Below are 26,530 nucleotides of genomic sequence, written 5' to 3'. Positions count from 1 at the left end.
GACGGGTACGGCGAAGGGCACGGCCGTCGCACGGCCGTGCCCTTCGGAGCATCGTCTGGATCTCGACTCACTCGCCTTCGGCGTGTTCGCTCAATCGTGATATGCCCACGCGTCACGTCCGCTTCGCGGCCGTGACCCGTGACATATCAAATCGCGAAGCCGAGCGCGCGCATCATGTCGCGCCCGTCATCGGTGATCCGCTCGGGACCCCACGGCGGCATCCACACCCAGTTGATGCGGAAGCGGTCCACCACGGAGTCCAGCGCCTGAGCTGTCTGCTCCTCGAGCACGTCGGTCAGCGGGCATCCCGCGCTGGTGAGGGTCATGTGGATCACCAGGGCGTCGTTCTCGTCATCCCAGGCGAGATCGTAGATCAGCCCGAGGTCGACGACGTTGATCCCGAGCTCGGGATCCATGACGTCCTTCAGAGCCTCTGTGACCTCGTCGTACTTCTCGTCGGTCAGCGTTGCAACCATGGTTCAAGCCTACGCTTCGATGGGTGCAGCGGGGTCAAGGAAGCGGTCGTAGCCCTCTTCCTCGAGGCGGTCGGCGAGTTCGGCGCCGCCTTCCTCGGCAATGCGGCCCTTGACCACCACGTGCACGAACTGCGGACGGATGTAGCGCAGGATGCGGGTGTAGTGGGTGATGAGCAGCAGGCCGAGGCCCGTGGTGTCCTTGGCGCGGTTGACGCCCTCGGAGACGATCTTCAGCGCGTCGACGTCGAGGCCGGAGTCGGTCTCGTCGAGCACGGCGAACTTCGGCTTGAGCACCTCGAGCTGCAGGATCTCGTGACGCTTCTTCTCGCCGCCGGAGAAGCCCTCGTTCACGTTGCGCTGGGCGAACTTCGGGTCCATGCGCAGGTTGGTCATGGAGGTCTTGACCTCCTTTGTCCACTGGCGGATCGAGGGGGCGGCGCCGTCCAGCGCGGTCTTCGCAGTGCGCAGGAAGTTCGTCACGGTGACGCCGGGGATCTCCACCGGGTACTGCATGGCGAGGAAGAGGCCGGCACGAGCGCGCTCGTCGACGGTCATCGCCAGGACGTCCTCGCCGTCCAGCGTGATGGTGCCGCCGGTGACGGTGTACTTCGGGTGGCCGGCGATGGTGTAGGCCAGGGTGGACTTGCCGGAGCCGTTGGGGCCCATGATGGCGTGCGTCTCACCGGTCTTGATCGTCAGGTCGATGCCGTTGAGGATCGGCGTCGTGCCCTGATCGGTCTCGACCGTTACGTGCAGGTCGCGGATCTCGAGAACAGACATTCAGACTTCCTTAAGAACAGTAGGGTCGATGAGCACGTCATCGCCGTCGACGTTCACGACGTAGACGGGGACGGGCTCGTAAGCGGGGAGGTTGAGGGGCTGGCCGGTGATGAGAGAGAAGCGCGAGCCGTGAGCCCAGCACTCCAGCGTGTCACCCTCGACGAAGCCCTCGGACAGCGAGACGTCGCCATGCGTGCAGCGGTCGCCGATCGCGTGGATGTCGCCTGCGGAGTCCTTGACGATGGCGATCGCGACGCCGTCGAGCTCGACGCGCAGCGGCGTGTCCTGCTCGAGTTCGCTCGCACCGCAGGCGCGATGCGCGGTCACGCCTGCACTCCGGCGAGCTCGGCGTCGATCGCGTCGAGCAGCTCGGTCTGCAGCTCCGGGATGCGGATGCGCTGTGCGATCTCGGTGAGGAAGCCCAGCACGACCAGGCGCCGCGCCTCGGCCTCGGCGATGCCGCGAGCCTGCAGGTAGAACAGCTGCTCGTCGTCGAAGCGGCCCGTGGCGCTGGCGTGACCGGCGCCGACGATGTCGCCGGTCTCGATCTCCAGGTTCGGGGTCGAGTCGGCGCGCGCGCCCTCGGTCAGGACCAGGTTGCGGTTGGCCTCGTACGAGTTGGTGCCGGTGGCGTCGCGCCCGATGAGCACGTCGCCCACCCACACGCTGTGCGCGCTGGCGCCGTGCAGCGCGCCCTTGTACAGCACGTCGCCGACGGTGTGCTCGCCCTTGTGGTGCAGGAACACCTGGCTCTCCAGGTGCTGACCGGAGTCGGCGAAGGTCAGGCCGTACAGCTTGCCCGTGGCGCCGGTCCCCGCGAGCTCCACGTGAGGGTTCACCCGCACGACGGCTCCGCCGAAGCTGACGATGAAGTGCGTGAGCTCGGCATCGCGGTCCACGCGCGCCTGGTGGGACGCGGCGTGGATGGCGTCGTCGGCCCACTGCTGCACGGTGATCAGCGTGAGCTTGGCGCCGTCGCGGACGATGATCTCGACGTTCTGCGCGTACTGCGCGGTGCCGGAGTGACGCATCACGATCGTGGCGGAGCTGTGCGGCAGCGCCTCGACCACGATGTGGGCGTCAGCGCGGCCGCCGTTGCCGGTGATCTCGACGAAGATCGGGTCGGTGACGACTTCCTCGGTCGGGATCGTCAGATGCAGGGCATCCGCCGAGCTCTGCCACGCCACGGCGGCGATGAGGTCCTCGGGGACGAAGAACTCGCCGCGGGGAGCCGTGCCGCGTGCCAGGGCGGGCTGCACGTACTGCTCGTGGCTGATCCTGTACGACACGCCGTCGTTCGCCGCGGCCGGCTCGAAGAGCGGCTTCAGCTGAGCGATCGGGGTGTGCATCCAGTTGACCTCGCGCCCGGTCGGCACGCCGAAGTCGGCGGGCTCGTAGGAGCGGGGCCGCTCGTTGCGGACCTGCACCGGCACGAAGCCGGCCTTGGTCACCTGGGCTGCGGGGTCGATGTGCGCGCTTGTGCGCGGCGCCGCCTCTGCGGGCGCCTGTGTAGGGGCCGTCATCTCAGCCGACACTGCCTTCCATGCCCATCTCGATGAGCTTGTTCAATTCCATCGCGTACTCCATGGGCAGCTCGCGGGCGATCGGCTCGATGAAGCCGCGCACGATCATGGCCATGGCCTCGGTCTCCTCGATGCCGCGCGACTGCAGGTAGAAGAGCTGCTCCGCGCTGACCTTCGAGACCGTCGCCTCATGGCCGAGCTTGACATCGTCGACACGGATGTCGATCGACGGGTACGTGTCGGATCGGGACTGCGTGTCGACCAGCAGGGCGTCGCAGACCACGGAGTTGGACGAGTGGTGCGCGGTCGGTTCCACGCGGACCTCGCCGCGGTAGCCGGATCGTCCGCCGCCACGGGCGATCGACTTGGAGACGATCGACGACTGCGTGTGAGGTGCGAAGTGCACCATCTTGGCGCCCGCGTCCTGGTGCTGGCCGGGGCCCGCGAAGGCGACCGACAGGGTCTCGCCCTTGGCGTGCTCGCCCATCAGGTAGATCGACGGGTACTTCATGGTGACCTTGGAGCCGATGTTGCCATCGACCCACTCCATCGTCGCGCCCTCATGGGCGATGGCGCGCTTGGTGACGAGGTTGTACACGTTGTTGGACCAGTTCTGGATCGTCGTGTAGCGAACGCGGGCGTTCTTCTTCACGATGATCTCGACGACGGCCGAGTGCAGCGAGTCCGACTTGTACACCGGGGCCGTGCAGCCCTCGATGTAATGCACGTAGCTGTCCTCGTCCGCGATGATCAGGGTCCGCTCGAACTGGCCCATGTTCTCGGTGTTGATGCGGAAGTACGCCTGCAGCGGGATCTCGACGTGCACGCCCTTGGGCACGTACACGAACGATCCGCCCGACCAGACGGCCGTGTTCAGCGCGGCGAACTTGTTGTCGCCTGCGGGGATCACGGTGCCGTAGTACTCCTCGAAGAACTCGGGGTGCTCGCGCAGCGCGGTGTCGGTGTCCATGAAGATGACACCCTGCTCCTCGAGGTCGGAGCGGATCTGCCGGTACACGACCTCGGACTCGTACTGCGCGGTGACGCCGGCGACCAGTCGCTGACGCTCGGCCTCGGGGATGCCGATGCGCTCGTAGGTCTCCTTGATCTCATCGGGGAGGTCCTCCCACGACGTGACCTGCTGCTCCGTGGAGCGCACGAAGTACTTGATGTTGTCGAAGTCGATGTCGCTGAGGTCGGCGCCCCACGTGGGCATCGGCTTCCGGTCGAACAGCGCCAGGCCCTTCAGGCGGTTCTTCAGCATCCACTCCGGTTCAGCCTTCAGCGCCGAGATGTCGCGGACGACCTTCTCGTTGAGACCGCGTTTCGCGCTCGCTCCGGCGGCGTCGGGATCGTGCCAGCCGAATTCGTACACCCCCAGTCCATCCAGTTCCGGGCGGTCGATCAGAACATCCGACATCACACACTCTCCTCAAACGGGCCGCAACGGTGTCATCCGCCCCGACACACCTGATCCCCGTCGAGTCTGCGGAGATCGGATGCCGCTGGTGGGCCCCATCATTCGGCGCTCGCATCGCGCCTAAACTGTGTGTGGTGGGCGCATGAATCCGCGCGTCCATCACAGCAATCCCGATTCTACAGGTTCCGCCTCGCGGACGGGCCGCAACCGTCCGCCGAACGGTACCGGAGGACCCATGCCCGGTAGCACCGCCCTGACCGACTCCGTCTCCCCCACAGCTCCCCGCGAGGTGACGCTCGGCCGCCCGCTGCGCGTCTTCGCGTGGCTGTCGTTCATCGCGGAGATCCTCATCATCGGCACCGGCGGCGCCGTGCGCCTGACCGGATCCGGACTCGGATGCTCGGACTGGCCGCTGTGCACGCCGGAGTCACTGACCCCGATCCTGGAGATCCAGGGCATCCACGGCGCCATCGAGTTCGGCAACCGCACCATGACCGGCGTGGTGGGCCTGCTGGCCCTGGCCGTGGTGATGCTCACGCTGCACGCCCTCAGCGGACACCGCCTGGTGATCCGCGCGGTGTGGTTCGCGCTGGGCGGCATCGTGGTGGCCATCGGCGTGTACGCCGCAGCATCCGCCCTGGGCATCGTCGCCTCCGCGGCGCTGATGTCGGCGGCTCTGCTGCTGGCGGTGATCGTGGGCATGGCGGACTCGCTGCGCCAGACCGCCCAGCGCCGCCACCTGGCCGTGCTGGCCTGGCTGGTGCTGGTGGGCGTGATGGCGCAGGCCGTCGTCGGCGGCTTCGCCGTGATCAGCGACCTGAACCCGTTCATCGTGGGCTTCCACTACGCCGTCTCGCTGCTGCTGGTGTGCGTCACGGCGCTGTACATCGTGCGGCTGGACACGGCGCCGGGGCCGCGCGCGAGCGTCGTGCCCGGCTGGTTCGCCGGTCTCACGCACGCCACCGGCTTCTTCCTGGCCCTGACGATCCTGTTCGGCGTGCTGACCACGGGCTCCGGCCCGCACTCCGGCGACGCGAACATCCAGCGGCACGGGTTCGACGCCACGTTCCTCGCGCACGTGCACTCCTGGCCCGGCTACATCCTCGCGGTGCTCGTGCTGACGCTCGCGGTGTCGGCGTGGATCCTCAAGCTCGCGCCGCGGAACTGGACGCTGGTGCTGATCGTCGCGATCCTCGTGCAGGTGGGTGTAGGAGTGCTCCAGGCCCGCACCGGGTTGCCCGCCATCGCCGTCGGCATCCACATGATCCTCGCCTCGCTGTCAGCGGCGGCCTACACGGTGCTGGTCACGAGGCTCAAGCGGCCCGCCCAGGGCTGGGCCGACCCTTCGACAGGCTCAGGGGCCCAGCAACTGGGTCGCTGAGCCTGTCGAAGCGTCAGAACGGCAGGAGCGGGTCGATCGCGACGGACACGAAGATCAGCGTGAGGTACGTGATGGACGCGTGGAAGACGCGCATGGGCGCCGGCTCCGTGCCGCGCAGCGCCCGGTTGTACAGGCGGTGCGACTCGTAGATGAACCACCCGCCGAACACCAGGGCGGATGCCGTGTACACGATGCCCATGTGCCCGACCGGCACCAGCAGCAGCGAGCAGGCCACTGTGGCCCATGCGTACAGGATGACCTGCAGGCCCACCTGGTGGGCCGGACGGGTGACGCCCAGCATGGGCACGTGCACGTCGTCGTAGTCGTGCTTGTACCGCATGGAAAGCGGCCAGTAGTGCGGCGGCGTCCACAGGAAGATCAGCACGAACAGCACGAACGGCGGCCAGTCCAGCGAGCCGGTGACAGCCGTCCAGCCGATGAGCACCGGGAAGCAGCCGGCGATGCCGCCCCAGATGATGTTCTGCTCGGTGCGGCGCTTGAGGATCATCGTGTAGATGACGACGTAGAAGAAGATGGCGATGACCGACAGCGTGGCCGCCAGCCAGTTCGTGAATACCAGAAGCCAGACAGTGGACACCACGGCCAGCGTCCACGAGAAGACCAGCGCGCCGCGCGGCGAGACCTCACCGGTGACCAGCGGGCGGTTCGAGGTGCGCTTCATGTGCACGTCGATGTCGCGGTCCAGATACATGTTGAAGGATGCCGCGGAGCCGGCGCTCATGGCGCCACCGGCGACGGTGGCGAACACGAGCCACAGGTTGGGCACGCCTTCGGCCGCGAGGAACATGACCGGCACGGTGGAGACCAGCAGCAGCTCCATGACGCGGGGCTTCGTGAGGACGAAGTATCCGCGGATCTTCTGACCGAGCGAGTGGTCTGCGCGGGCGGTCTGCGATGTCGAAGAGATCGCGATCCCCTCCTTCTGGGCGTTCAGGGACACTCCCTCCATCCTATGGCGTCCGGCGTGTCCGAAGGACGCGCGGACGAGGCGCCGGATCATGACGAAATGCGCCGTCGGCACGGGAATCCTCACGAGTATGCTGAAACCACTCGCGTGCCCATTGCGCTGTGCATACTTCTTCCGTGACGACGCGGACGCGCAGGAATACGGGCGCCTCCGAATGTGTCAGAAGGAGTATGACCGTGGCAGAGCTTGTATGGGATGAGATCGACCGTCGGGCGGTGGACACGGCACGTGTCCTCGCGGCGGATGCTGTGCAGAAGGTCGGCAACGGCCACCCCGGGACGGCGATGAGCCTCGCCCCTGTCGCCTACCTGCTGTACCAGCGCGTGATGCGCCACGATCCGGCGGATGTCGACTGGCTCGGCCGCGACCGGTTCATCCTGTCGGTGGGGCACTCCTCTCTCACCCAGTACATCGAGCTCTACCTCGGCGGCTTCGGCCTGGAGCTGAAGGACCTCGAGGCGCTGCGCACGTGGGGCTCCCTGACGCCCGGTCACCCCGAGTACCGCCACACCAAGGGCATCGAGATCACCACCGGTCCCCTGGGCCAGGGCCTCGCATCGGCCGTCGGCTTCGCCTACGCCGCTCGCTACGAGCGCGGCCTGTTCGACCCGGATGCCGCGGCCGGCACCAGCCCCTTCGACCACTTCGTCTACGTGATCGCCGGCGACGGAGACCTGCAGGAGGGCGTCACCAGCGAGGCGTCCTCGCTGGCCGGTCACCAGCAGCTGGGCAACCTCATCGCGATCTACGACTCCAACCAGATCTCCATCGAGGGCGACACCGATGTGGCGTTCACGGAGGATGTCCGCGCCCGCTACGAGGCGTACGGCTGGCAGGTTCAGGAGGTCGACTGGCGTCGCACCGGTCACTACGTCGAGGACGTGTCCGAGCTCAACGACGCGATCACGCAGGCGCAGGCAGAGACCTCCAAGCCGTCGCTGATCATCCTGAAGACCATCATCGGCTGGCCGGCGCCCAACAAGTCGGGCACCGAGTCCGTGCACGGCAGCGCCCTGGGCGCCGACGAGGTGGCCGACACCAAGAAGGTGCTCGGCTTCGACCCTGAGAAGTCCTTCGTCGTGGAGGACGCCGTCATCGCGCACACGCGCGAGCTGGGCGCTCGCGCCGCCGAGGCGCGTGCCGCCTGGCAGGAGTCGTTCGACGCCTGGGCCGCAGCGAACCCCGAGCGCAAGGCACTGCTGGACCGTCTGGAGGCCGGTGTCCTGCCTGAGGGCATCGAGAAGGCGCTCCCCGTGTTCGAGGGCGGCACCGAGTCGTCGACCCGCGCGGCATCCGGCAAGGTCATCAACGCGCTGGCCGCCGAGCTCCCCGAGCTGTGGGGCGGATCCGCCGACCTGGCGGGCTCCAACAACACCACCATCTCCGGCGCGCCCTCGTTCATCCCGGAGACCTGGTCCACGCATGAATGGAAGGGCAGCCCCTACGGCCGGGTGCTGCACTTCGGTATCCGCGAGCACGCCATGGGCTCGATCCTCAACGGCATCACGCTGCACGGCAGGACCCGTGCCTTCGGCGGCACGTTCCTGATCTTCAGCGACTACATGCGCCCCGCCGTGCGTCTGGCGGCTCTGATGGACATCCCCAGCATCTTCGTGTGGACGCACGACTCCATCGCGCTCGGCGAGGACGGCCCCACGCACCAGCCGATCGAGCAGATCGCCACGCTGCGCGCCATCCCGAACTTCACGGTGGTGCGTCCGGCTGACGGCAACGAGACCTCGGCCGCCTGGCTGGAGATCCTGCGGCGCCACGGCGGCCCGACCGGCCTGGCGCTCACCCGCCAGAACGTACCCACCTTCGCCCGTGGCGAGGGCGCGGCGTCCGGTGACGTGTTCGCGGCAGCGGACAACACCGCCAAGGGCGCGTACGTGCTGGCCGAGGCCCCGAACGGCACGCCCGATGTCATCCTCATCGGCACCGGCTCCGAGGTCCAGCTGGCTGTCGCGGCCCGCGAGGCGCTGGCCGCCGAGGGAGTGAACGCCCGCGTGGTGTCCGCTCCGTCGCTGGAGTGGTTCGCCGAGCAGGACGAGGCGTACCGCGAGTCGGTGCTGCCGGCGTCCGTCACCGCACGCGTCTCCGTCGAGGCGGGATCGGTGCTCAGCTGGCGCGGCATCGTGGGCGACCGCGGCCGTTCGATCGGCATCGATCACTTCGGCGCATCGGCCGACTACAAGACCCTGTTCCAGAAGTTCGGCATCACCGCCGAGGCCGTCGCCCAGGCGGCGCGCGAGTCCATCGCAGCCGCGGGAGCGGCAGCAGCATCCAGCACCGAGGAGAACGCATGAGCACCCCCACCGAAGACCTCTCCGCCGCAGGCGTCAGCATCTGGCTGGACGACCTGTCCCGCACCCGCATCCACTCGGGCAACCTGAAGGAGCTGATCGAGACCCGTAACGTCGTCGGCGTCACCACCAACCCGACGATCTTCGCCAACTCGATCACCAACCCCGACGACACCTCGTACGACGCCCAGGTGCACGAGCTGGCGCAGGCCGGCGCATCCGCCGTGGATGCCGTCTTCGCCGCCACCACGCAGGACGTCCGCGACGCGCTGGACGTGTTCCGCCCCGTCTACGACGCGACGAACCACGTCGATGGCCGCGTCTCCATCGAGGTCTCCCCCGACCTCGCCCACGACACCGCGGGCACCATCGCGCAGACGAAGGAGCTGTGGGAGCGCGTCGGCCGCGAGAACCTGCTGGTCAAGATCCCCGCGACCAAGGCGGGACTGGGCGCCATCGAGGCCGGTATCGCTGCGGGCATCAGCATCAACGTCACGCTCATCTTCAGCCTGCAGCGCTACGCCGAGGTCATCGACGCCTACCTGTCGGGCCTGGAGAAGGCCAAGGCCGCCGGCATCGACCTGTCCACCATCCACTCGGTGGCGTCGTTCTTCGTCTCGCGCGTCGACACCGAGACCGACAAGCGCCTGGCCGCGATCGGCACCGATGCGGCCGCGGCTCTGAAGAGCAAGGCAGGCCTGGCCAACGCGCGCCTGGCGTACGAGCTGTACGAGAAGACCTTCGCGGGCGACCGCGCCAAGGCGCTTCTCGCCGCCGGCGCCACCCTGCAGCGCCCGCTGTGGGCGTCCACGGGCGTCAAGGACCCGGCGCTGCCCGACACGCTGTACGTGACGGGCCTGGTCGCACCCGGTGTGGTCAACACCATGCCTGAGAAGACCATGGAGGCGACGTTCGACCACGGCGTCGTCACCGGCGACACCGTGACGACGACCTACGCCGAGTCGCACCGGGTGTTCGACGACCTGAAGGCCGTCGGCATCGACTTCGACGACGTGACCCAGGTGCTCGAGGACGAGGGCGTCACCAAGTTCATCGACTCCTGGCACGGCCTGCTGGACATGGTCACCAAGGGGCTGGAAGCCGCGCGATGACCGTCTCGGTGCACGTGACGCAGTCCGCGAGGGACGCGGTGGAGCGGCTCATGCCCGCTCTCGTCACCGACCTCGTCGCGTCACGTGTCACCGCAGGCGACACCACGCTGTGGGGACCGGAAGCCGAAGCGGATGCCGCCGTGCGACTCGGCTGGGTGACTCCGGTCTCCCCCTCGGATCCGCTCGTCGCCGAGATCCTCGCGCTGCGAGAGGAACTGCGCGCAGTCGGCATCGACCGCGTCGTGCTCTCCGGCATGGGCGGGTCGTCACTGGCGCCGGAGGTGATCGCCGCCACCGCCGGCGTAGAGCTGACGGTGCTGGACTCCACGGCGCCTGCACAGGTGCTGGCGGCCCTGGATGCGGATCTCGCGCGCACCGTGCTCGTCGTCTCCTCGAAGTCGGGCACGACCGTCGAGACCGACTCGTATCGCCGTGCCTTCGAGACCGCGTTCGCCGATCTCGGCATCGACCCCGCCGCGCACATCGTGGTCGTCACCGATCCGAACTCCCCCTTGGACGCCTCCGCGACCGCGGCCGGCTATCGCGTGTTCCGCGCGGACCCGAACGTGGGCGGGCGCTATTCGGCACTCACCGCCTTCGGTCTGGTGCCGGCAGGACTGGCAGGCGTCGACATCGCCCAGCTGCTCAGCGAGGCCGAGGCGTCTCTGCTGGAGTTCGCCATCGACGATCCCGACAACCCGGCGCTGCGGCTCGCAGCCGCGATCGCCGGGGCCGAGCCCCGTCGTGACAAGCTCGCCATCGTCGCCGACGGCACCCGTGTCGAGGGCCTCGGCGACTGGATCGAGCAGCTGCTGGCGGAGTCCACCGGCAAGAACGGCACCGGCATCCTGCCCGTCGTGATGCTGCCGGTCTCCCCCGAACTCGAGACGCGCCCGACCGATCTGCAGGTCGTGCGACTCGTGGACGACTACGCCGACGCATTCCACCTGCGCGACCGGTATCCCGGAGAGATCCTGGTCAGCGGCGATCTGGGGGCGCTGTTCCTGCTGTGGGAGCACGCCACCGCCATCGCCGGACGTCTGCTGGGGATCAATCCCTTCGACCAGCCCGATGTCGAGTCCGCGAAGGCCGCCACGCGCGCGCTGCTGGACACCCGGCCCCAGCCGCCCGCGCCGGCCTTCGTTCAGGACGGCGTCGAGGTGCGTGTCAGTGACCCCGTGCTCGCGGAATCCGGGACTCTCGCGGGCGTCCTCGACGCGCTCTGGGCGACGCTGGCCGGCGACGGGTACGTGTCCATCCAGGCCTACGCGAACCGGCTGGACCTCGAGCAGCTGCAAGGCCTGCGCGAGCTGGCCGCCGCCGACTCCGGCCGGCCCACCACGTTCGGCTGGGGTCCGCGTTTCCTGCATTCCACCGGCCAGTACCACAAGGGCGGTCCCGCGCAAGGAGTCTTCCTGCAGATCCTCGAGCGCACCGATGTGGATCTGGAGATCCCCGGCCGCCCCTTCACGTTCGGCGAGCTGATCCAGGCGCAGGCCGCCGGAGACGCCGCTGTCCTGGCCGCTCACGGCCGCCCCGTCGTCTCGTTCACCGTCACGGATGCCGTGGACGACGTGCTCACCCTCTTCACCGCAACACAGTGATTCTTCACACAACAGTGATTCCCAGATCTGGAGATATCCACCACCGATGACCGCATCCATCTCTCGCGGACACAACCCGCTCCGCGATCCCGATGATCGCCGCCTCAATCGCATCGCAGGTCCCAGCGCACTGGTGATCTTCGGTGTGACCGGCGACCTGTCGCGCAAGAAGCTCATGCCCGCCGTCTACGACCTGGCCAACCGGGGTCTGCTGCCACCCGGCTTCGCGCTGGTGGGCTTCGCCCGCCGCGATTGGGAGGACCAGGACTTCGCCCAGGTCGTCTACGACGCCGTCAAGCAGCACGCGCGCACGGAGTTCCGCGAGGAGACCTGGCAGCAGCTGCTGCAGGGCATCCGGTTCGTGCAGGGCGCCTTCGACGACCCCGAGGCCTTTGCGCGCCTGCGCGAGACCGTCGAGAAGCTCGACGTGGAACGCGGCACGATGGGCAACCACGCCTACTACCTGTCGATCCCACCGAAGATGTTCCCCGTCGTGGCGCGCCAGCTGCGCGAGTCGGGCCTGGTCGGCGAGCAGAACGAGGACCACACCCACTGGCGCCGAGTGGTGATCGAGAAGCCGTTCGGCTCCGACCTCGACACCGCCCGAGCCCTCAACAAGGCGCTGGAGGCCGCGTTCCCCGCCGACTCCATCTTCCGCATCGACCACTACCTCGGCAAGGAGACGGTGCAGAACATCCTGGCGCTGCGCTTCGCCAACGAGCTGTACGAGCCGCTGTGGAACCGCAACTACGTCGACCACGTGCAGATCACGATGGCCGAGGACATCGGCGTGGGCGGCCGCGCCGGCTACTACGACGGCATCGGCGCAGCACGCGACGTCATTCAGAACCACCTGCTGCAGCTGCTCGCACTCACCGCGATGGAGGAGCCGATCAGCATGTCGGCCGACCACCTGCGCGCCGAGAAGGAGAAGGTGCTGGAGGCGGTGCGGCTGCCCGCCGACCTCTCCCAGTCGACCGCGCGCGGGCAGTACGCCGGCGGCTGGCAGGGCGGGGAACGCGTCAACGGGTTCCTCGAAGAGGACGGCATGGCGCCGGCCTCGACCACCGAGACCTACGCCGCGATCAAGCTCGAGATCGCCACGCGCCGCTGGGCGGGCGTGCCGTTCTACCTGCGCACCGGCAAGCGACTGGGACGCCGTGTGACCGAGATCGCGGTCGTGTTCAAGCGCGCGCCCGAGCACCTGTTCGGAGGAGCGCAGGCCGAACTCGGCCAGAACGCCCTGGTCATCCGCGTGCAGCCCGACGAGGGCGTCACGATCCGCTTCGGCTCCAAGGTGCCGGGCAGCGGAGCGAACGTGCGCGACGTGACGATGGACTTCGGCTACGGCCATGCTTTCACGGAGGCCAGCCCTGAGGCATACGAACGATTGATCCTGGACGTGCTGCTGGGCGACCCGCCGCTGTTCCCGCGGCACGAGGAGGTGGAGCTGTCCTGGAGGATCCTCGACCCGGTCGAGAAGTACTGGGCATCGCTGCACGCCCCGCTGGAGCAGTACGCACCCGGATCCTGGGGCCCGGCATCCGCTGATGCCCTGCTGGCCCGCGACGGACGAGTCTGGAGACGCCCATGATCATCGACCTTCCCGACACCACGACCAGCCAGGTCGCCAAGCAGCTCGTGAAGGTGCGCGAGGAGGGCGGCGCGGTCGCCCTCGGCCGCGTGCTCACGCTGCTGATCGTCGCGCACAACGGCGTCGCCGAGCAGGCCATCGACGCCGCCAACGACGCCTCCCGCGAGCACCCGATGCGCGTGATCGTGCTGATCACCGGCGAGGGCGAATCGCACCTGGACGCGCAGATCCGCGTGGGCGGTGATGCGGGTGCCAGCGAGGTGGTCGTGCTGCGCGCCTTCGGCGACGCCGCCAGCAACGCGGAGAGCCTGGTCACGGGCCTGCTGCTGCCCGACGCCCCGGTCGTCGCGTGGTGGCCCGAAGAGGCGCCGACGGATGCCGCGAACTCGCCGCTCGGCCGCATCGCGCAGCGTCGCATCACCGACGCCGCCACCTCACCCGATGTGCGCGACCGGCTGGCGCTGCTCGGCAAGACGCACGCTCCCGGTGACACGGACCTGGCCTGGACCCGCCTCACGCACTGGCGCGAGCAGCTGGCCGCCGTGCTGGACCAGCCGCCGTACGAGAACGTCACGGCCGTAGAGGTGCGCGGCGCCGCGGCGTCTCCCTCCACCGCGCTGCTGGCCGCGTGGCTGCGCATGGCACTGGACGTGCCGGTCAGCTGGTCGTACGAGGATCCCGACCACTGGCAGGAGGGCATCAAGTCGGTGCGACTCACCCGCCCCAGCGGCGACATCCTGCTGGAGCGCCCGACGCCCAGCGTCGCGGTGCTGACCCAGCCGGGCCAGCCCGACCACGAGCTGCATCTGCCGCGGCGCACCCTGCGCGAGTGCCTCGCTGAGGAGCTGCGGCGGCTCGACGCCGATCTGCTGTACGGTCGGGTCATCACCGAGGGCTGGGAACGGCTCGGACCGGCAGACAAGGGAGCATGACATGGCGACGGTGCAGGGATCGATCAAGACGGTCGTCGTCGAACCGACACCGGCGGCGCTGGCCGCGCATGTCGCCGATCGATTCCTCACCCGCGTCATCGCGCGCACCCGCAACGGCCGCCTCGCCCACATCTGTCTGACCGGCGGATCAATGGGCGGCGCGGTGCTGGCTGCCGCCGCGTCCGATGAGCGCATCAGCACGATCGATTGGTCACTGGTGCACTTCTGGTGGGGTGACGAGCGCTTCGTCGAGCGCGACGACCCCGATCGCAACTCGCTGCAGTCGCGGAAGGCGCTTCTGGACGCGCTGCCGATCCCGCCCGAGAACATCCACGAGACCGCCGCGCCATCCGACGGCCTGTCGCTGGAGGAGGCCGCCGCGGCATACGCGGCGGAGCTCGCCCGGTTCAGCTCGTCGCACGGCGCCTGGCCGTCGTTCGCGGTCTGCTTCCTGGGTGTCGGTCCGGACGGACACATCGCGTCGCTGTTCCCGGATCGTCCCGAGGTGACGGTGACGGATGCCGCGGCGCTGCCGGTGCGCAACTCGCCCAAGCCGCCGCCCGAGCGGATCACGCTGACGCGGCCTGTGCTGAACTCCGCCAAGCGGGTGTGGCTCGTGCTGACCGGCGCAGACAAGGCCTCCGCGCTCGGCCTGGCGCTGGCGGGCGCCAGCTACGCCAGCGTGCCCGCAGCCGGGGCGAAGGGTCGCCGTCGCACGGTGTTCTTCGTCGACGAGGCCGCGGCCGCCGAGGTGGCGCCCGAACTCATCGACCGCGACTACTGAGCTCTCCGCCCTCACTCCTGGGGCGCTGAGCCCGTCGAAGCGTCGTCCGGTCTCCCGGCCTCCGGTCCCCCGGCGTCCGGTCGTCCGGCTTCACCGGCATCCGCTCCCCGGCTCCCGCGCACGATGCCGAGCTCCTGGCTCTCGCTGAGCACCTGCGGGTGATACTTCGCGAGGCCGAAGACGCCGAACACGGCGACCGCACCGGCCACGACGAACAGGATGACGACGGCCAGCGGCGCCTCGGACGCCTCGCCCAGGATCAGCGCGCCGATGATGACGGCGACGATCGGATCGATGACGGTGAGGCCGGCGATCACAAGATCGGGCGGTCCCGAGCTGTACGCGGTCTGCACGAAGTACGCGCCGACGGCGGCTGCGGCGATCAGGGCGATCACGCACACGACGGTGAGCCAGTCGAAGTCGCTGTTCTGGATGCGGCTGATGACGGCCTTCGCGAGCGTGGCCACGAAACCGTACAGGATGCCGGCGCCGGTGACGTAGAACAGGGCGCGCATGCGGTGGCGCAGGATCAGCCAGCAGGCGCCCAGCACGATGATGACGACGAGCAGGATCGCGAGGATCGTGAACAGGTCGGTGTCGCCGATCGGGCGCTCGACGGCGTAGAACGCAGCCAGGCCGACGAACAGGAAGATGCCGCCCAGGCAGCTGCCGATGGCGATGAGCGACCGTCTGGTGGGCGTGTGCCCGGAGACCCGCGCGTTCAGCAGCGTGGTCACCACGAGCGCCACCGCCCCCAGCGGCTGCACGACGATGAGCGGCGCGATGGACATGGCGCTGAGCTGGCAGATCACGGCCATGCCCAGCATGAGCGTGCCGATGAGCCAGGACGGCCGCGTCAGCAGGCCCTTGATCTGAGCGGCGTTCAGGCCCTCGTTGCCCTCGGTGCCGCTGATGCGCTCGACCTTCTCCACGCCGCGGTGCTGGTACTGCGCGCCCAGCGACATGAAGACGGCTCCGGCCAGTGCCAGAGGGATGCCCAGCAGTAGGGCCGGGTTCTGGAACACGCCGATCAGCTGATCGCTCATCCCCGCTGCGAACTCCACCCCATGATGCACCGTCCCACCCTATCCGGCGGAGGCCGCCCAGTAGGGTTGTGACGTGGCTGTTCTTCCGATCCGCATCATGGGCGACCCCGTGCTGCACTCCCCCGCATCCGAGGTCGATGAGATCACCGATGAGATCCGCGCGCTCGTCGCAGACATGTACGAGACCATGGATGCCGCACCCGGCGTGGGGCTCGCAGCCCCCCAGGTGGGTGTGCCGCTGCGCATCTACGTGTACACCTACGTCGACGACGACGATCAGCCGTGGCGGGGCGAGATCATCAACCCCGTGCTGTGGATGACCCCGCCGGAACCCGGGCATCCCGATCCCGACGAGGAGTCCGAGGGATGCCTGTCCTTCCCCGGCGAGCGGTTCCCGCTCCGCCGGTCGGATCGCGTGATGGTGACCGGCATGAACCTCGAGGGCGAGCGCGTGCGCATCGAGGTGGACGGCTGGCGCGCGCGCATCATGCAGCACGAGTTCGACCACCTCGACGGCATCCTGTACGTCGACAGACTGGACGACGGCGACTGGAAGACCGTGCAGAAGATCGCGCGCAAGCGCGGGTGGAGCCGGGGCGGCGCGAGCTGGTTGCCCGGCGTCGACGACCTGGAGGCATGATGAGCATCCGCATCGGAATCGTCGGCTACGGCAACCTCGGCCGCGGCGTCGAGCGCGCGATCGCACTGAACCCCGATCTGACGCTGGTGGGCGTGTTCACGCGCCGCGACCCGGCATCCGTGACTCCCCTCTCCCCGTCGACGGCGGTGCGACGCGTCGATGACATCGCCGGTCTGCGCGACGAGATCGACGTCCTGATCCTGTGCGGCGGATCCAAGAGCGACCTGCCCGGGCAGAGCCCCGCGTTGGCCGCATCCTTCAGCATCGTGGACAGCTTCGACACGCACCCGCGGATCCCCGAGCATTTCGCCGCAGTGGATGCCGCAGCCAGGGCCGCAGGGACGACAGCCATCATCTCCACGGGCTGGGACCCGGGCCTGTTCTCGCTGCAGCGGCTGTACGGCGAGGCGATCCTGCCGCAGGGCACCACGTACACATTCTGGGGCCGCGGGCTCAGCCAGGGGCACTCGGATGCCATCAGACGGGTTCCCGGCGTCGCGGGCGGTGTGCAGTACACGATCCCCTCCGAGGATGCGATCTCGCGCGTGCGCGCCGGCGAGCAGCCGGAGCTGACCACTCGCGACAAGCACACCAGGGAGTGCTTCGTGGTGCTCGAGGACGGCGCGGACCCGGATGCCGTGCGCGAGGCCATCGTGACGATGCCGGACTACTTCGAGCCCTACGACACGACCGTGCACTTCATCACTGCCGATCAGCTGGCCCGCGACCACGCCGGCGCCCCGCACGGCGGCTTCGTGATCCGCAGCGGGATGACCTCGGACGGCACCGCCCAGACCGTGGAGTTCCGTCTGGCGCTGGACTCCAACCCCGAGTTCACCGCCAGCGTGCTGGTGGCCTACGCTCGCGCCGCTGCTCGACTGGCGGCATCCGGCGACCACGGCGCGAAGACCCCGTTCGACATCGCCCCGGCGCTGCTCTCCCCCAAGTCCGGCGAGCAGCTGCGCGCCGAACTGCTCTGAGTTCGGCGGGCGGAGCCCCCCGACGCATCCGACCTCCGTCGATAGCCTGAATCCATGACCTCGGCAGACATCTACGACCGCGTTCTGACTCGTGCCGATGCGCCCGCCGCGCTCGCGGAGGTGCGACGGCTGGTCACCATTCAGCGGTTCCATGCCCGCGTGCTCGTGCAGGAGCGCGATGTCATCCGTCAGTGCCGCATCGAGGTCGATCTGCCCGCTGGACAGTGGTGGATGCTCACTCGGCGAGAGGACGGACAGCACAGGAGCTCCGAGCACCGCGACGGCCGGACATTCCGCGACGGCGTGCCGGCAGGCCTTCAGCTCGCCGCACACCAGGGGACGCCACCCGCACTGGAGCCGGTCTTCTTCGACCACCTGCCCTGGTGGGGACAGCACGAGCACGGCTTCTGGCCCGTCCTTCTCCGTCACATCGGCACGCATTCCGTCCTGGCGACCTTCGAACACGGCATGGATCCCTCGATGCTGAGTGCCCTGGTGGTCGACACCCGGCTGGGCCTGGTCACCCGCATCATGAACTTCAACGCACCCTACGTGATACTGCTGGACATCGAGCTGGACCGGCCCGTCGAGCGCCTCGTGCCGGCGACCTGGCCCGAGCTGGACGTGGTGCATCCGGACTACTGAGCCGACGTCGACACGTACTCCGCCCCACGACGACGAAGCCCCGTCACAGGGACGGGGCTTCGATGGGGTTGGCTCCCCGGCTTGGACTCGAACCAAGAACCTGCCGGTTAACAGCCGGCTGCTCTGCCAATTGAGCTACCGAGGATCATGTCCCCCGCTGCGCGGGCAACTCCTCAAGCTTAGCAAACTCGACGGGCGCTCCCGAACACAGCGGACCGCCCGGGCGTGGCGCACTCAGCGTGCGGCATCAGCCTCGGAATTGGGCGACCACAGCAGGTCTCGGCCGACGCCGCGCGCCACCACGTGACCGCCGCGCAGGATCAGCGTGTCCGCGTCGAGCTCGCGGATGAACGCCGCGTCGTTGGTGACCAGCAGCGCGGCCATGGACTGCTCCGACCGGCGTCGGGTGATCGCGGCGAAGACCACCGGACGCACCTCGAGGTCCAGATTGGCGAGCGGCTCGTCGGCGATGAGCACCCGCGGCTCCAGCATGAACGCCCGGGCGATGGCCACCCGCTGGCGCATCCCCGCGCTCAGTTCGTAGGGGAATCTGTCGGCCGCGCCGATCGGCAGGTGGAGTTCGTCCAGCAGTGAGGCGACCCGCACAGCCAGGTTCTTGGCATTGACCTTCTTCGACCGCGTGACGACGGGCTCGGCGATCACTTCGCCCACGGTGAGGCGCGGAGGGAGGTTCGCGCCCGCTGCCTGCGGGATGTAGCCGGTGAGCGCGGTCAGGATCTTCCTGCGCCGGCCTGGGCGCCGCGCATCGACTCCGCACACGTGGGCGCGCCCGCCGGCGACCTTCAGAGACGAGTCCGCGAAGCCGGCCAGTGCCGTGACGAGACTGGACTTGCCCGAACCCGTGGCACCGCCCACGCACATCAGCTCGCCCGGTCGCAGCGTGAACGTCACACCGTCCACGGCTCTGGTCACGCCGCCGTGGCCGATCCTGTCGATGACGAGATCGGAGCACTCGATGGCGGCATCGTGGGCGGCAGACATGGTTCCATCCTGCCCTGACCTGCGCGTCGGCGCGTCACGACTCGAGGAATCGCTGCCGTTCCAGGTCCAGATCCCGCAGGCGCACTCTCAGCGCGCGCCCGCCGTCGGAGTCCGCCAGCACACGCTGCACGGCGCCCAGCAGCTCATTCTTCTCATGGTCGATGGACCGCAGGATCAGGCCACGGCACAGGTCGGTCGCGGAGGCCACCGCGCGCTCCTCGTCCTTGGCGGGGAACGGCATCATCAGCAATTCGCCGGCCAGGCTGCGGAACGGCTCGCGCACGGCATCCGCGGCCGCGGCCGCCCAGCCGACCCTCGTGCGGTCGACCACTGCCGCGACGGACTCGCGCACGGCGTCCAGACCGGGATGCCGGAACTGCTGCGACGCGGCGCGCTCCAGCAGCGGCTGGTCGATGCGGTGCCCGTACTGCAGCATGCCCATCAGCGCGTCGCGCTCGAGCGCGACATCCGCCGTGCGGGGCAGGTCGGCGAGCCGCACCCGCATCACGGGCGCCTCTCCCCCGGCATCCGCCGTCGGTCGCGTCTCATGGCGATGCTCGGGAGCGGATGCCGCGCCCCGCGCCGCGCGCATGACCTCGTGGTGCACGGCGGTGGGGTCCATGCCCAGCCGACGTGCGAGAACGCGTTCGTAGCCGGGACGCAGCAGCTCGTCGCGGATGACCGCCACGATAGGCGCGGCGGCGCGCAGCGCCCCGACCTGCCCTTCGACCGTCGCCAGGTCGTAACCGGCGAGCTTGCGGTCGATGACGAACTCGAACATCGGCACCTTGGCATCCATGAGGCCGCGCACGGCGGCATCCCCGCGCTGCAGGCGCAGATCGCAGGGGTCGAGATTGTCCGGTGCGACAGCGACGAACGTCTGCGCGGTGAAGCGGGAATCCTCCGAGAACGCGCGCAGGGCGGCCTTCTGGCCCGGCTCGTCGCCGTCGAACGTGAACACCACCTCGCCCGCCGCGGAGTCGTCGCCCATCACGCGACGCAGCACCTTGATGTGCTCGGCGCCGAACGCCGTGCCGCAGGTGGCGATCGCGGTCGTCACGCCGGCCAGGTGGCAGGCCATCACGTCGGTGTAGCCCTCGACCACGACCACCCGCCGCGGGTCTCCGCGGGCGATGTCGCGCTTGGCGAGGTCGAGCCCGTAGAGCACCTGCGTCTTCTTGTACAGCGGCGTCTCGGGGGTGTTGAGGTACTTGGGGCCCTTGTCGTCGTCATACAGCCGGCGGGCGCCGAAGCCGATGGTCTGTCCGGTGACGTCGCGGATGGGCCAGATGACCCTGCCGCGGAAGCGGTCGTACACCCCGCGCTGGCCTGCCGAGACGAGCCCGGCGTTGGTCAGCTCCTCGCGGGTGAAGCCCTGAGCGGTGAGCGCCTTGGTCAGGTTCTCCCAGCCCTTGGGCGCGTATCCGACACCGAAGTGGGCGGCGGCGCCCGCGTCGAACCCGCGCTCACCGAGGAACCTGCGGGCGCTTTCGGCCTCCGGGCTCAGCAGCTGACTGCGGAAGTACTCGGCGGCGGCCGTGTTGGCCGCGTAGAGCCGACTGCGGCCGCTGGTCTCCGGCGCCGCGCCGCCGTCCTCGTAGTGCAGCGCGAAGCCGATCCGGCCCGCGAGGCGCTCGACGGCCTCGGTGAAGCTGACGTGATCCATCTCGCGCAGGAATGAGTACACGTCGCCGGAGGCACCGCATCCGAAGCAGTGGTAGAAGCCCACCTGCGGGCGCACGTGGAAGCTGGGGCTCTTCTCGTCGTGGAAGGGGCAGAGCCCCTTCATCGATCCGACGCCGGCGGACTTCAGCGCGACGCGCTCGCCGACGATGTCGGCGATGTTGGTGCGCGACTTGACCTCTTCGACGTCGGCCTGCAGGATGCGGGGCATCAGACGACGCTCTCGACGGCCGTCCGTGGTGCGGGACGGTGGCGCACGCCGGTACGGGCACTGCGGGGGCTCCAGATGCCCACTTCGGCGGGGTCGATCTCGCCGACCAGGCGGTTGTGCCAGTCGACGGCGGTCTGATCCGTCAGGCTCGCCACCTGGTCGACGACCACGCGGGCGCGCTCGGCGTCTGTGGCCGCGTCGAGGAAGTCGGCGGTGAAGGCGGGCTCGAGCACATCGGCGCCCGCCGACCACAGGGCATCCGTGGACCACAGTGCGTCGGCCAGTCGCGTGAGCACCTTGCGCTGCTCCTTGTACACGCCCTTGCGCGCATCGATGGTGACGATGGCCTGGCCCATGATTCCCTTGAGCACCGCGATCTCGGTCTCCACGACCCGCGGCACGACCACGTGACCGGCATAGCGGGCCAGCTGCGGACCGGGGTGAGCGTCGCGCGTGGCGGCGACGGATGCCCGGGCGAAGCGCCCGATCAGGTCGCTGGTGAGGTTCTTCAGGCGCGCCAGGTCGCGGCGGGAGCGGTCGAACGTCTTCAGCCACATCGGCTGGCGGGTCAGCCGGTACAGCGCGTCGGCCAGCTCCTCGCGGGTGTAGTCGTACCCCACCCACTGCTGGATGCGGCCCACGAGCGGGTGATGCTCGATCGGGTCGGAGAGCTGGGCCACGTCGAGGTAGCCGTTGACGATGGCGTCCTCGAAGTCGTGCACGGAGTAGCCGATGTCGTCGGAGAGATCCATGATCTCCGCCTCGATGCAGCGCAGCCGCCCCGGGGCGCTCTCGCGCATCCAGCGGAAGACCGGCTCGTCCTCGGGGTAGACGCCGAACTTCAGCCTGCCACCCGGGTCGGGCAGCGGGTTGTCGACCGTCCACGGGTACTTGCAGGTTGCATCGAGGCTGGCGCGGGTGAGGTTCAGGCCCACGGAACGGCCGTCTTCGTCCAGCACCTTGGCCTCGAGACGGGTGAGGATGCGCAGCGACTGCGCGTTGCCCTCGAATCCGCCGATGTCGGACGCCCAGTCGTTGAGCGCGCGCTCGCCGTTGTGCCCGAACGGCGGATGCCCGAGGTCGTGGCTCAGGCACGCCGTATCCACGACATCCTCCGAGACACCCAGCGCCGTCGCCAGCTCGCGGCCGACCTGCGCGACCTCGAGCGAGTGCGTGAGGCGGTTGCGGGCGAAGTCGGCAGTGGATGCCGGGCTGAGCACCTGCGTCTTGGCAGCCAGGCGTCGCAGAGCCGCGGAGTGCAGCACGCGCGCGCGGTCGCGGGAGAAGTCGTTGCGCTCGGAGCGGTGGGTCTCGGAGACGAAGCGCTCGGAGTCGCGTTCCGAATAGCCCGGGTCAGCCGCCACTGTTCTCCACCTCCGCCTCGCGCATCATGTCGCCGTCACCCGCGCCGATCTCGCGGGAGTCGAGCCATCCCTCCGGCAGCACCGTGCGCTTCGGCGTACCCGCCCGCCCGCGCTGTCCCTCCGCACCCGCTCCGGGGTAGGGCGCATCGCCGAGCGTGCCCAGCAGGTCGTCGATCTCGGCCAGCGACGATGCCCGCGCGAGGGCGCCGCGCAGTTCGCCGCCGACGGGGTAGCCCTTGAAGTACCAGGCCACGTGCTTGCGCACGTCCTTGCACCCGCGGTCCTCGTCCTCGAAGAACTCCACCAGCAGCTCGGCGTGGCGCCGGAACGCGTTCGCGACGAACTGCAGAGTGGCGTCGACCTCGGGCCGGGGCGCCAGGCCCGGGGCCAGTGCGTCGGAGAGCTCGCCGAACAGCCACGGCCGGCCCAGGCATCCGCGCCCCACGACGACGCCGTCGCAGCCGGTCTCTGCCATCATCCGCTTGGCGTCGTCGGCCGACCAGATGTCGCCGTTGCCCAGCACCGGGATGCTGGTGACAGCCTGCTTGAGCTCGCCGATGGCGCTCCAGTCGGAGTGACCGGAGTAGTACTCGGATGCCGTGCGCGCGTGCAGCGCGACGGCTGCGGCGCCGGCATCCTCTGCCGCGCGGCCTGCGTCGAGGAAGGTGAGGTGGTCCTTGTTGATGCCCTTGCGCATCTTGACCGTCAGCGGCACGTCGCCCGCGGCCTTCACGGCACGGGAGACGATGTCGGCGAAGAGTGAGGTCTTCCACGGCAGCGCGGCGCCGCCGCCCTTGCGGGTGACCTTGGGCACCGGGCATCCGAAGTTCAGGTCGATGTGGTCGGCGCGGTCCTCTGCGACGATGATGCGCACCGCTTCGGAGATGGTCACGGGGTCGACGCCGTAGAGCTGGACGGAGCGGATGTCCTCGCTGGGGTGGTGCTGGATGAGCCGCATGGTGATGGCGTTGCGCTCCACGAGCGCGCGCGACGTGATCATCTCGCTGACGTAGAGCCCGGCCCCGTACTCACGGCACAGCCGACGGAACGCCGTGTTGGTGATGCCCGCCATGGGTGCGAGGACGACCGGGATGTCGAGGTCGATGGGACCGATGCGCAGGGCGGGTGCGGCCTGGGCGGGCGGGCTGGTGGGCGTGGCGAGAGTCATGACCCCTCCATTCTCCCAGACTGGGGCCCCTCCCGGGCTCAGCGGATCTAGGCTGTGGATATGACCGATCAGGCGCTCAGGCAGATCCCCTTCACCGACGCGACGGGCGCGCAGAAGACGCTCGACGACTACGGCTCCGACGTGATGCTCGTCGTGAACGTGGCATCCCGGTGCGGCAACACCCCACAGTACGAGCAGCTCGAGCAGTTGCAGAAGGAGTACGGCGATCGGGGGTTCTCGGTGATCGGCTTCCCGTGCAACCAGTTCATGGGCCAGGAGCCCGGATCGATGGAGCAGATCCTGGAGTTCTGCTCGACCACCTACGGCGTCACGTTCCCCATCAACGAGAAGGTCAAGGTCAACGGCCGCAACGCGCACGAGCTGTTCAAGGCGCTCAAGGAGACCACGGATGCCGGTGGCAAGGCCGGTCGGGTGGAGTGGAACTTCGAGAAGTTCCTGGTGCGCGCGGACGGCTCCGTGCAGAGATTCCGCCCGAAGCAGAAGCCGGACTCCCCCGAGATCGTCGCCGCGATCGAGGACGCGCTCTCGCGCTGAGCGGCAGCACTCAGACGATCAGGATCACTCCGCCGCGGCGGCGTTCTTCTGCGACCAGACGTCGCGGATGACGTTCTCGAACGCCGCCGGCGGCTGCGCGCCGCTGACGCCGTACTGACCGTCGATCACGAAGAACGGCACGCCGTTGATGCCGTAGGCGCGGGCCTGCTCCTGGTCGGCGCGGACGGCGGGCAGGTACTCGGCGGACTCCAGCGCGGAGCGGACTTCGCCGGCATCCAGCCCCACCTCTTCGGCCAGCGCGACCAGGTCATCGATGCGGCCGACGTGCCTGCCCTCGGTGAAGTACGCGGCCATCAGCCGCTCCTCCATCTCGTGCTGCCGGCCCTTCGCCTTGGCGAAGTGCAGCAGCTCGTGCGCCTTGACAGTGTTGGTGTGCTGCAGCAGGTCGAAGCGGTACTGCAGCCCGGCGCCGGCGGCGACGTTCGTGACGTGCGAGAGCATCTGCTCGACCTGCTCGCGGGCCATGCCCTTGTGACCGGCGAGGAAGTCCAGTTCGTCGCCGTCGAAGTCGACGGGCGTGTCGGGCGAGAGCTCGAAGGAGTGGAACGTGATGTTCACCTGCGGGGCGTCCTCGTCGTCCGCCGTGGCTGCCAGCCCGGCCTCGAGGTTGCGCTTGCCGATGTAGCACCACGGGCACGCGATGTCGGACCAGATGTCGATGGAGATGGGTTCGCTCACGCTTAAGGCAACAGGCGCCGCGGCCGGCGTATTCCGTTCCGGTAATGTTCTCTCGCACAGGGCGCTGTCAGACGGCGATAGCGAGCCCATGCTGTGATGCTTTGCGACACCGAGGCACACCTCCGCGCGCATGCGCCGCACGGGGGCCCTGAGCTTGTCGAAGGGTCGGATGCCGGTTGCACAGGCATCCGATATTCGTCATGGCACCCTTCCCAATATCGAACCTTTGTTCTATACTGGAGGCATGCTCAACTCCGCTCAGCACCGCCTCGACCGCGAGGCCGAGGTGCTTGCGGAGTGGGTGCAGACGCGGCGTGAGATCGCCCGGTTGGAGGCGCGAGCGTCGTCGCTTCTGGCGGACCGGCTCGAATTGCTGGACGCGGCGGTGTCGGAGTCCCCGATGCACCGCAATGCGATCGAGCGGTCCATGGTCGCGGAGTTCACGGCGGCGGGGCGGATGGCGAAAGGCTCGGTGGAGCACGCGTTCGCCGACGCGCGCGCCCTGCGGGTGTCGTTCCCGGGCGTACGGGACGCGTTCGAGGCGGGGAGCATCACACCGGCGCATGTCCGGCAGATCCTCGAGGCGGCCTCTCCCGTGCAGGAGGCCATCGGCACCGGGCAGATCGAACCCCACCTGCTCGGCCTCTACGAGGCCGCGGCCCTCGAGTTCGCCGAGACCGAAGCCCCCGCCCGCGCCCGCGCACACGCACGGGAACTGGCCGCAGCCCTCGCCCCCAGGACCGTGACCGAACGGCACCAGGATGCCCTGTCCGAGCAGTACGTGAAGATCCGCCCAGTCACCGACGAGCTGTCCCTGCTGCAGGCGCTGCTGCCCACGCACCGGGCCGAGGCCATCATGGACCGGCTCACGACGATGGCACGGCACCAGAAGCAGCACGGTGAGGACCGGCACCCCACGCTCCCGGTGGACGAGGACTTCCTGGCCGAGGCTGACCGGTCCGTGCAGATCATCACCGCCGACGGCGACGTCTTCACCGTCGACCCCTTCACCGAACCCGTCGCCGACGATCAGCCCGACCCCGCCGAAACACCCCAGGCGCTGGATGCGTGGGACGATCTCGTCGCCCGCGCCCTCGAGGCGGGGCCTGAGATCATCCAGATCCCCGACGACGCCCGCGGCACCGACCAGATCCGCGCTGAGCTGCTCACCGACCTGCTCCTGAGCACCGATCCGTCAGAGGTCTTCGGCGACGGGTTGGACCACGTCGCCGCGCACGTGAATGTCACCATCGACGCGACCACCCTCGCAGGGATGAACGACCGCCCCGCGCAGCTCGACGGGGAAGGCATCGTCCACCCCGACACCGCCCGCGCCTTCGCCGGCACCGCGACTATCTGGAACCGCCTGTGGATGGACCCCGACGGCTTCGTCACCCGCACCGACACCTACCGCCCCACCACCGCCATGACCAGATTCCTGCAGGCCCGAGACCAGCACTGCCGCTTTCCTGGATGCCGGATGCCCGTCCACCGCACGCAGATCGACCACACTCACGACTGGGCCAAAGGCGGCACGACGTCGCTCGGCAACCTCGCGCATCTCTGCTTGACGCACCACGCACTCAAACACCCCGACATCCCCGACCAATACCGGTGGAAAGCACGCCAGAACCCGGACT

The 26,530-nt window shown here is 68.9% G+C and carries 24 protein-coding genes and 1 tRNA gene; 12 read left to right on the top strand and 13 right to left on the bottom strand.

Annotated elements, in window-relative coordinates:
* Positions 1-146 precede the first annotated feature (146 nt).
* The 5 genes from WA967_RS09630 to sufB are packed head-to-tail and all read right to left on the bottom strand — an operon-like array spanning position 147 to position 4,199.
* A complete protein-coding gene (locus WA967_RS09630; RefSeq protein ID WP_424421730.1) occupies positions 147-476 on the bottom strand; it encodes a metal-sulfur cluster assembly factor in 330 nt (109 codons plus the stop codon).
* Between the two features lie 9 nt (positions 477-485).
* The gene (gene sufC, locus WA967_RS09625) at positions 486-1,256 is read right to left on the bottom strand and encodes a Fe-S cluster assembly ATPase SufC (protein ID WP_424421728.1); all 771 of its coding nucleotides are present in this window, start codon (positions 1,254-1,256) and stop codon (positions 486-488) included.
* The gene (locus WA967_RS09620; RefSeq protein ID WP_424421726.1) at positions 1,257-1,583 is read right to left on the bottom strand and encodes a non-heme iron oxygenase ferredoxin subunit; all 327 of its coding nucleotides are present in this window, start codon (positions 1,581-1,583) and stop codon (positions 1,257-1,259) included.
* Positions 1,580-2,779 carry a Fe-S cluster assembly protein SufD gene (gene sufD / locus WA967_RS09615; RefSeq protein ID WP_424421723.1) on the bottom strand — a complete coding sequence of 400 codons (1,200 nt, stop codon included), beginning with the start codon at positions 2,777-2,779 and terminating at the stop codon, positions 1,580-1,582. The genes WA967_RS09620 and sufD overlap by 4 nt, the downstream gene beginning before the upstream one ends.
* Position 2,780: 1 nt before the next feature.
* On the bottom strand, positions 2,781-4,199 hold the full coding sequence (sufB, locus tag WA967_RS09610; RefSeq protein ID WP_424421721.1) for a Fe-S cluster assembly protein SufB: 1,419 nt from the start codon (positions 4,197-4,199) through the stop codon (positions 2,781-2,783).
* Positions 4,200-4,434: 235 nt separating this feature from the next.
* On the opposite strand from sufB, the gene WA967_RS09605 reads away from it, so the two are divergent.
* A complete protein-coding gene (locus WA967_RS09605; protein WP_424421719.1) occupies positions 4,435-5,580 on the top strand; it encodes a COX15/CtaA family protein in 1,146 nt (381 codons plus the stop codon).
* A 13-nt stretch (positions 5,581-5,593) separates the two neighbouring features.
* Here the strand turns inward: WA967_RS09605 and WA967_RS09600 are convergent, their stop codons facing one another.
* The gene (locus WA967_RS09600; RefSeq protein WP_424421717.1) at positions 5,594-6,550 is read right to left on the bottom strand and encodes a heme o synthase; all 957 of its coding nucleotides are present in this window, start codon (positions 6,548-6,550) and stop codon (positions 5,594-5,596) included.
* A gap of 194 nt (positions 6,551-6,744) precedes the next feature.
* Between WA967_RS09600 and tkt the strand changes: the two genes are divergently transcribed.
* From tkt to pgl, 6 genes are read left to right on the top strand one after another with little or no spacing between them, the layout of a single operon-like run.
* Entirely contained in the window at positions 6,745-8,874 is a 2,130-nt protein-coding gene (gene tkt / locus WA967_RS09595) for a transketolase (protein ID WP_424421715.1), read from the top strand.
* Positions 8,871-9,983, top strand: a complete 1,113-nt coding sequence (gene tal, locus WA967_RS09590) for a transaldolase (protein WP_424421712.1) — start codon at positions 8,871-8,873, stop codon at positions 9,981-9,983. Before tkt ends, tal begins: the two co-directional genes overlap by 4 nt.
* Positions 9,980-11,587, top strand: coding sequence for a glucose-6-phosphate isomerase (locus WA967_RS09585; protein ID WP_424421709.1), 1,608 nt, complete (start codon positions 9,980-9,982; stop codon positions 11,585-11,587). Before tal ends, WA967_RS09585 begins: the two co-directional genes overlap by 4 nt.
* A 46-nt stretch (positions 11,588-11,633) precedes the next feature.
* Positions 11,634-13,181 (top strand): glucose-6-phosphate dehydrogenase, encoded by a 1,548-nt coding sequence (zwf, locus tag WA967_RS09580; protein WP_424421706.1) that lies wholly within the window; start codon positions 11,634-11,636, stop codon positions 13,179-13,181.
* Complete coding sequence (locus WA967_RS09575) at positions 13,178-14,113, top strand: glucose-6-phosphate dehydrogenase assembly protein OpcA (RefSeq protein WP_424421704.1); 936 nt, start codon at positions 13,178-13,180, stop codon at positions 14,111-14,113. Before zwf ends, WA967_RS09575 begins: the two co-directional genes overlap by 4 nt.
* 1 nt (position 14,114) lies before the next feature.
* Complete coding sequence (pgl, locus tag WA967_RS09570) at positions 14,115-14,897, top strand: 6-phosphogluconolactonase (RefSeq protein ID WP_424421702.1); 783 nt, start codon at positions 14,115-14,117, stop codon at positions 14,895-14,897.
* A gap of 11 nt (positions 14,898-14,908) precedes the next feature.
* On the opposite strand, the gene WA967_RS09565 is transcribed toward pgl, so the two are convergent.
* Entirely contained in the window at positions 14,909-15,943 is a 1,035-nt protein-coding gene (locus WA967_RS09565) for a DMT family transporter (RefSeq protein WP_424421700.1), read from the bottom strand.
* A 73-nt stretch (positions 15,944-16,016) separates the two neighbouring features.
* On the opposite strand from WA967_RS09565, the gene def reads away from it, so the two are divergent.
* Genes def through WA967_RS09550 form a run of 3 tightly spaced genes read left to right on the top strand, consistent with a single transcriptional unit; the run spans position 16,017 to position 18,208 of the window.
* Complete coding sequence (def, locus tag WA967_RS09560) at positions 16,017-16,583, top strand: peptide deformylase (protein WP_424421698.1); 567 nt, start codon at positions 16,017-16,019, stop codon at positions 16,581-16,583.
* Complete coding sequence (locus tag WA967_RS09555) at positions 16,583-17,563, top strand: diaminopimelate dehydrogenase (protein WP_424421695.1); 981 nt, start codon at positions 16,583-16,585, stop codon at positions 17,561-17,563. The genes def and WA967_RS09555 overlap by 1 nt, the downstream gene beginning before the upstream one ends.
* Before the next feature lie 54 nt (positions 17,564-17,617).
* Complete coding sequence (locus WA967_RS09550; protein ID WP_424421692.1) at positions 17,618-18,208, top strand: hypothetical protein; 591 nt, start codon at positions 17,618-17,620, stop codon at positions 18,206-18,208.
* Positions 18,209-18,277: 69 nt separating this feature from the next.
* On the opposite strand, the gene WA967_RS09545 is transcribed toward WA967_RS09550, so the two are convergent.
* The 5 genes from WA967_RS09545 to dusB all read right to left on the bottom strand — a co-directional run bounded on the left by WA967_RS09545 (position 18,278) and on the right by dusB (position 23,636).
* A tRNA-Asn gene (locus WA967_RS09545) sits at positions 18,278-18,353 on the bottom strand.
* Between the two features lie 89 nt (positions 18,354-18,442).
* On the bottom strand, positions 18,443-19,210 hold the full coding sequence (locus WA967_RS09540) for an ATP-binding cassette domain-containing protein (RefSeq protein WP_424421690.1): 768 nt from the start codon (positions 19,208-19,210) through the stop codon (positions 18,443-18,445).
* A gap of 34 nt (positions 19,211-19,244) precedes the next feature.
* Positions 19,245-21,104, bottom strand: coding sequence for a DNA primase (gene dnaG / locus WA967_RS09535; RefSeq protein WP_424421687.1), 1,860 nt, complete (start codon positions 21,102-21,104; stop codon positions 19,245-19,247).
* Positions 21,104-22,468, bottom strand: coding sequence for a deoxyguanosinetriphosphate triphosphohydrolase (locus tag WA967_RS09530; protein WP_424421685.1), 1,365 nt, complete (start codon positions 22,466-22,468; stop codon positions 21,104-21,106). The genes dnaG and WA967_RS09530 overlap by 1 nt, the downstream gene beginning before the upstream one ends.
* Positions 22,458-23,636, bottom strand: a complete 1,179-nt coding sequence (gene dusB / locus WA967_RS09525; RefSeq protein WP_424421682.1) for a tRNA dihydrouridine synthase DusB — start codon at positions 23,634-23,636, stop codon at positions 22,458-22,460. Before dusB ends, WA967_RS09530 begins: the two co-directional genes overlap by 11 nt.
* A gap of 60 nt (positions 23,637-23,696) precedes the next feature.
* Here dusB and WA967_RS09520 point away from each other — a divergent pair, with 60 nt between their 5' ends.
* A complete protein-coding gene (locus WA967_RS09520; protein ID WP_424421679.1) occupies positions 23,697-24,191 on the top strand; it encodes a glutathione peroxidase in 495 nt (164 codons plus the stop codon).
* A gap of 24 nt (positions 24,192-24,215) precedes the next feature.
* Here WA967_RS09520 and WA967_RS09515 read toward each other — a convergent pair whose 3' ends face one another.
* Entirely contained in the window at positions 24,216-24,890 is a 675-nt protein-coding gene (locus tag WA967_RS09515; RefSeq protein ID WP_424421677.1) for a DsbA family oxidoreductase, read from the bottom strand.
* A gap of 244 nt (positions 24,891-25,134) precedes the next feature.
* Between WA967_RS09515 and WA967_RS09510 the strand changes: the two genes are divergently transcribed.
* A partial coding sequence (locus WA967_RS09510) for an HNH endonuclease signature motif containing protein (RefSeq protein WP_424421674.1) occupies positions 25,135-26,530 on the top strand: 1,396 nt, incomplete at its 3' end.

The sequence above is a fragment of the Microbacterium sp. genome, assembly GCF_049650565.1.
Classification (GTDB): Bacteria; Actinomycetota; Actinomycetes; order Actinomycetales; family Microbacteriaceae; genus Microbacterium.
The sequence above is the reverse complement of the archived record's forward strand: the minus strand, read 5'-3'. Positions and strand labels throughout refer to the sequence as shown.

What these genes read in the sequence shown, in the direction of transcription:
- tal (WP_424421712.1), top strand. Translation starts at nt 8,871, where the DNA reads ATGAGCACCCCCACCGAAGACCTCTCCGCCGCAGGCGTCAGCATCTGG.
- WA967_RS09565 (WP_424421700.1), bottom strand. Translation starts at nt 15,943, where the DNA reads ATGAGCGATCAGCTGATCGGCGTGTTCCAGAACCCGGCCCTACTGCTG.
- dusB (WP_424421682.1), bottom strand. Translation starts at nt 23,636, where the DNA reads ATGACTCTCGCCACGCCCACCAGCCCGCCCGCCCAGGCCGCACCCGCC.
- WA967_RS09630 (WP_424421730.1), bottom strand. Translation starts at nt 476, where the DNA reads ATGGTTGCAACGCTGACCGACGAGAAGTACGACGAGGTCACAGAGGCT.
- zwf (WP_424421706.1), top strand. Translation starts at nt 11,634, where the DNA reads ATGACCGCATCCATCTCTCGCGGACACAACCCGCTCCGCGATCCCGAT.
- WA967_RS09555 (WP_424421695.1), top strand. Translation starts at nt 16,583, where the DNA reads ATGAGCATCCGCATCGGAATCGTCGGCTACGGCAACCTCGGCCGCGGC.
- sufC (WP_424421728.1), bottom strand. Translation starts at nt 1,256, where the DNA reads ATGTCTGTTCTCGAGATCCGCGACCTGCACGTAACGGTCGAGACCGAT.
- WA967_RS09600 (WP_424421717.1), bottom strand. Translation starts at nt 6,550, where the DNA reads ATGGAGGGAGTGTCCCTGAACGCCCAGAAGGAGGGGATCGCGATCTCT.
- dnaG (WP_424421687.1), bottom strand. Translation starts at nt 21,104, where the DNA reads ATGCCCCGCATCCTGCAGGCCGACGTCGAAGAGGTCAAGTCGCGCACC.
- pgl (WP_424421702.1), top strand. Translation starts at nt 14,115, where the DNA reads ATGGCGACGGTGCAGGGATCGATCAAGACGGTCGTCGTCGAACCGACA.
- WA967_RS09585 (WP_424421709.1), top strand. Translation starts at nt 9,980, where the DNA reads ATGACCGTCTCGGTGCACGTGACGCAGTCCGCGAGGGACGCGGTGGAG.
- WA967_RS09550 (WP_424421692.1), top strand. Translation starts at nt 17,618, where the DNA reads ATGACCTCGGCAGACATCTACGACCGCGTTCTGACTCGTGCCGATGCG.
- sufB (WP_424421721.1), bottom strand. Translation starts at nt 4,199, where the DNA reads ATGTCGGATGTTCTGATCGACCGCCCGGAACTGGATGGACTGGGGGTG.
- WA967_RS09520 (WP_424421679.1), top strand. Translation starts at nt 23,697, where the DNA reads ATGACCGATCAGGCGCTCAGGCAGATCCCCTTCACCGACGCGACGGGC.
- WA967_RS09540 (WP_424421690.1), bottom strand. Translation starts at nt 19,210, where the DNA reads ATGTCTGCCGCCCACGATGCCGCCATCGAGTGCTCCGATCTCGTCATC.
- WA967_RS09575 (WP_424421704.1), top strand. Translation starts at nt 13,178, where the DNA reads ATGATCATCGACCTTCCCGACACCACGACCAGCCAGGTCGCCAAGCAG.
- WA967_RS09605 (WP_424421719.1), top strand. Translation starts at nt 4,435, where the DNA reads ATGCCCGGTAGCACCGCCCTGACCGACTCCGTCTCCCCCACAGCTCCC.
- sufD (WP_424421723.1), bottom strand. Translation starts at nt 2,779, where the DNA reads ATGACGGCCCCTACACAGGCGCCCGCAGAGGCGGCGCCGCGCACAAGC.